Genomic DNA, 4180 nt, shown 5'->3' with positions numbered 1-4180 from the left:
AGCCCATTTTGTCCGCACGGGTGTGTTCAAAATCGACGGATGTCAATTCATCGGCGGTGAACCATGAATCGCATCCGTCTTTTGGTCTGTAAGCGCATCTTGGAACGCTTTTTCCATAGCAAGCAACAAAAGTCTAAAAAAGAATGGGCATTTTTTGCCCATTCTTTTCTATTTTTATGAAATCGATGGTGAACGCCGACAGGCCGCATGATCGGTGTTTTTGCCAACCAAACTAAAGAAAAACAAAATGGGGACAAAGGTGTGAAGCAAATGGCCAACACCGTATTTATCAAGCCGCGCCATCGCGTGCAAGTCAAGCCGGGGGCGGTGGTGACGCTCGGGCAGGCGGCCCAAATCGCTGCGCCGGATGGCGGGCTCATTCGGCGGTTGAAGACGATTCCGCTCTATCGCATCCAGCCCAGCGATAAAAATATCGTCATCATCGATATGATGCAAATGATCCGGGCTGTGTTTGATGTGGATTCCTCGCTTGATGTGCAGATGATCGGCCCATCGCAGACGATCATTGAAGTCGTCTATGAAAAACGGAAGGTTTCGACCGCTTCCTTCGTTCTCGTTTGGCTTCTTTTGTTCGTCGGTTCGGCGATGGCGATCATGAACTTTCACGAGGACGTCAGCATGCAACGGGTGCATCGCCATCTGTACGAGATGGTGACCGGCCAGGCGGTCGATAAACCGCTGCTTTTGCAAATTCCATATTCGCTTGGGCTCGGCATCGGGATGATTTTATTTTTCAACCATTGGTTCCGCAAACGAATCAACGAGGAGCCCAGCCCTCTTGAAGTCGAAATGTTCAACTACCAGCAATCGATCGATCAGTACGTCATTTTGCATGAAAACAAAGAAAGCTTGAGGCCTCTTGACGACGCTTGAGATTTTGCTGGTAGTGTTCGTCGGCTTCGCCGGAGGGTTGGCGGTCGGAACCGGATTTGTCGCTTTTTTGGTCGTGCTTGGCGTCATCCCGCGCCTGACGCAGCTGACGAAAACGCCAAAACGCATTCACGCCTATGAATGGGGGGCTGTAGCCGGCGCCATCGTTGGCGGTTGGATGAGTTTGCGCCATTCTGTTTGGCATTTATCCAAATATTGGCTAGCGCCGATCGGATTGTTTCATGGTGTGTTTATCGGAATGCTCGCTGCCGCTTTAACAGAGGTGTTGAACGTTTGGCCGATTTTAGCGAAGCGGATCGGCGTCGATGATAAAATCGTCATTTTACTTATGGCCATCGCCTTTGGCAAAGTGGCCGGTTCGTTGTTTCATTGGCTTTATTTTGTCGATCACTTTCGCTGACAAAGGGGGAAGGAAACGTGGGATTAAAGTCCGATTATGTCCGCGAGGTGAAGGCGTTTCAGCCTTCTCCCCCATACGCCGCCAATGCGGTAAAAGCGTTTCTTGTCGGCGGGGCGCTTTGTGCGTTGGCGCAATGGCTCGTTGATTGGTATGGCGGCACGTTTGCCGCTTCGCCGCTCGAGGCTCATCTGTGGGCGTCTATGGTGATGGCCGGATTGGCGATTGTGCTGACGGCCGTCGGGAAATATGATGATTTCAGCCAATTTGCCGGTGCGGGGGCGACGATGCTCATTACAGGGCTGGCCAATGCGATCGCCAGCGCCGCTATGGAGCATCGCAGCGAAGGATGGACGGCCGGGGTGGCCGGGCAGATGTTGAAAGCCGGTGGGGCAGCGGTCATTTATGGTCTGATTGCCGCCTATGTGCTTGGCCTTGTTTGGCCGTGACGAAAAGAGGGATTGGCCATGAAACGTGTCGGAAAGCAGACATGGGTGTTTGACGATGGTGTTTACATCCAAGCGGCCGCTGCCGCGGTCGGGCCGCTTGAAGCCGACGGGCCGCTCGGAAGTTATTTTGATGTTTGCCATCGCGACTTATATTGCGGCGAAGCGACGTGGGAGCTGGCCGAGCGGAGGCTGATGCGGGAGGCGGTGGACTGCTGCTTGCAAAAGGCGGGCGTCTCTGCCGAAGAAGTCGATCTATTTTTGGCCGGTGATTTATTAAACCAAAATGCGACATCGAATTATGTCGCCCGCGAGCTGCCGATTCCGTTTTTATGCTTGTTCGGCGCCTGTTCGACCTCGATGCAAACGTTGGCGGCAGCCGCTGCGTTTGTCGCTGGTGGATTGGCTGATCGGGCGCTTGCGGCGACAAGCAGTCATAACGCGACGGCCGAACGGCAGTTTCGCTACCCGACTGAACTGGGGGTGCAAAAGCCGAAAACGGCGACGTTCACCGTCACGGGCGCCGGCGCCGCGCTCGTTGGCCGCGCGCCGGGACGTTGGCGCGTCCGGGCGGCGACGATCGGCAAAGTCGTTGACGCCGGGCTGAAAAACCCACTCGACATGGGAGCGGCGATGGCCCCGGCGGCGGCCGATACGATCGAGCAGCATTTCCGTGACTTAGGCGTCTCGCCGGGCGATTACGATTTGATTGTCACCGGCGACTTGTCGCGCGTCGGCAGCGTCATCGTCCGCGAGTTGCTTGCTGAATCAGGCTACGATGTGACCGACGTTTACAACGATTGCGGGCTGATGATTTACCGGCCAGATCAAAAGGTGTTCGCCGGCGGCAGCGGCTGCGCCTGCTCGGCGGTCGTCACGTACGGGTATTTGCTTCAAGAGCTCGCCCGCGGAACGTTTCGACGCCTGTTTGTCGTCGCTACCGGGGCGCTCTTGAGTCAAACGATGGTGCAGCAAAAACAGTCGATCCCAGCGATCGCTCACGGCGTCGTCATCGAAGCGGCTGGACAGGAGCCGGATTTGCCGCCGTAGGACGTCTTTTATTTGGGAACGATCAGGAGGGAATGTGATATGGAATACGTCCGTGCCTTTCTCGCCGGCGGGCTGCTGTGCGCCATCGTTCAGCTCATCATCGACCGCGGCAAATGGACGCCGGCTGGCGTCGCCGGTTCGCTTGTCGTCTTTGGCGTACTCCTTGGCTTTGGCGGCGTCTATGATCCATTCGTCGCTTGGGCTGGCGCCGGGGCGACGATGCCGCTATGCGGATTTGGGTATTGGTTGGCGAAAGGGGCCATGGCAGAACCGCGGCCGGAGGGATTTGTCGAAACCGGAGCAGCGGTGTTCCGATTTGCCGGCGCCTTGTTCGCTTTTATCGTGGCTGGCTCTTTTGCCGCGGCGCTCACTTGCAAACCGAAAGGGTAGAGATGATGGAAAAACGACGAGTCATTTTAGTAACGGATGGGGACGAGTTCGCCTGCCGGGCGATTGAGCGGGTTGCCGCCGAGATCGGCGGCCGTTGCATTTCTCGCTCGCAAGGCAATCCGACGAAACTGAGCGGTGAACAGTTGGTCGAACTCATTTTGCAAACGCCGCACGATCCAGTGTTTGTCATGTTTGACGATTGCGGCGCCCTCGGGGAGGGGGCCGGAGAGCAGGCGCTTCGCTATGTGGCGACGCATGAGCAAATCCAAGTGCTCGGGGCGCTGGCGGTTGCCTCCAATACGCACCAGCATGAATGGACAAAAGTGCATGTGAGCATCGACCGTGACGGCGTGATGACCGAATATGGGGTCGATAAAGAAGGCGTCCGGGACCTCGAGATCGGGCGGATCAATGGCGATACCGTCTACTGCCTTGACCGGCTGAACATTCCGCTCATCGTCGGCATCGGCGACATCGGCAAAATGGGATATCGAGACCATGCGAAATACGGAGCGCCGATTACGCGCAAGGCGGTCGAGTTGATTCTCGAAAGGAGTGGTGGCCATGCCGGAAAAAGAAAAGAAACCGAAAGCGCCGATCGCGAAGCGGCTCGTTGACAACGCGAAGTTTTTGCAACAGCGGATCGGCGTCGGGACAAGCTTTGATTTAGGCGTGCGGAAAATCTATGTCCTAAACCGGGAAGTACATATTTACTACTGCAACGGTTTATGCGACACGCAATACATTATCGAATTGTTAAAACAAATTGTGCGCGTCAACGATGATGAACGCCAGGCGTCCCAAGCGTGGCAGATCATCGAAAATCGACTCGTTCATCAGCAAGTCAGTCCGGTGACGAGCCTCGACGAAGCGGTTGACAAGCTGCTGTCGGGCTTGATCATCGTCTTGATTGAAGGCGAATCGACCGGATTTGCTGTCGACGTCCGCAGCTATCCGGGTCGGCAGCCGCAAGAGCCGGATACGG

6 protein-coding genes and 1 pseudogene are annotated in these 4180 nt (G+C 56.0%); all 7 read left to right on the top strand.

Annotation, left to right across the window (positions count from 1 at the left end; translation table 11 throughout):
- The first annotated feature begins 270 nt into the window (after window positions 1-270).
- Entirely contained in the window at window positions 271-894 is a 624-nt protein-coding gene (locus VU18_RS09700) for a stage V sporulation protein AA (RefSeq protein WP_011231789.1), read from the top strand.
- Complete coding sequence (locus VU18_RS09695; protein WP_011231788.1) at window positions 881-1312, top strand: stage V sporulation protein AB; 432 nt, start codon at window positions 881-883, stop codon at window positions 1310-1312. The genes VU18_RS09700 and VU18_RS09695 overlap by 14 nt, the downstream gene beginning before the upstream one ends.
- A gap of 17 nt (window positions 1313-1329) precedes the next feature.
- On the top strand, window positions 1330-1758 hold the full coding sequence (locus VU18_RS09690) for a SpoVA/SpoVAEb family sporulation membrane protein (RefSeq protein WP_047758039.1): 429 nt from the start codon (window positions 1330-1332) through the stop codon (window positions 1756-1758).
- Between the two features lie 18 nt (window positions 1759-1776).
- A complete protein-coding gene (gene spoVAD, locus VU18_RS09685; RefSeq protein ID WP_011231786.1) occupies window positions 1777-2805 on the top strand; it encodes a stage V sporulation protein AD in 1029 nt (342 codons plus the stop codon).
- Window positions 2806-2844: 39 nt separating this feature from the next.
- On the top strand, window positions 2845-3195 hold the full coding sequence (locus VU18_RS09680; RefSeq protein WP_012820684.1) for a SpoVA/SpoVAEb family sporulation membrane protein: 351 nt from the start codon (window positions 2845-2847) through the stop codon (window positions 3193-3195).
- A 5-nt stretch (window positions 3196-3200) separates the two neighbouring features.
- Complete coding sequence (locus VU18_RS09675; RefSeq protein ID WP_020278271.1) at window positions 3201-3812, top strand: stage V sporulation protein AE; 612 nt, start codon at window positions 3201-3203, stop codon at window positions 3810-3812.
- Window positions 3760-4180 (top strand): annotated as a pseudogene (locus VU18_RS19985) (spore germination protein); the annotation flags it as partial. The gene VU18_RS09675 and the pseudogene VU18_RS19985, both read left to right, overlap by 53 nt.

It is taken from the genome of Geobacillus sp. ZGt-1, assembly GCF_001026865.1.
GTDB lineage: Bacteria > Bacillota > Bacilli > Bacillales > Anoxybacillaceae > Geobacillus > Geobacillus thermoleovorans.
The sequence above is the reverse complement of the archived record's forward strand: the minus strand, read 5'-3'. Positions and strand labels throughout refer to the sequence as shown.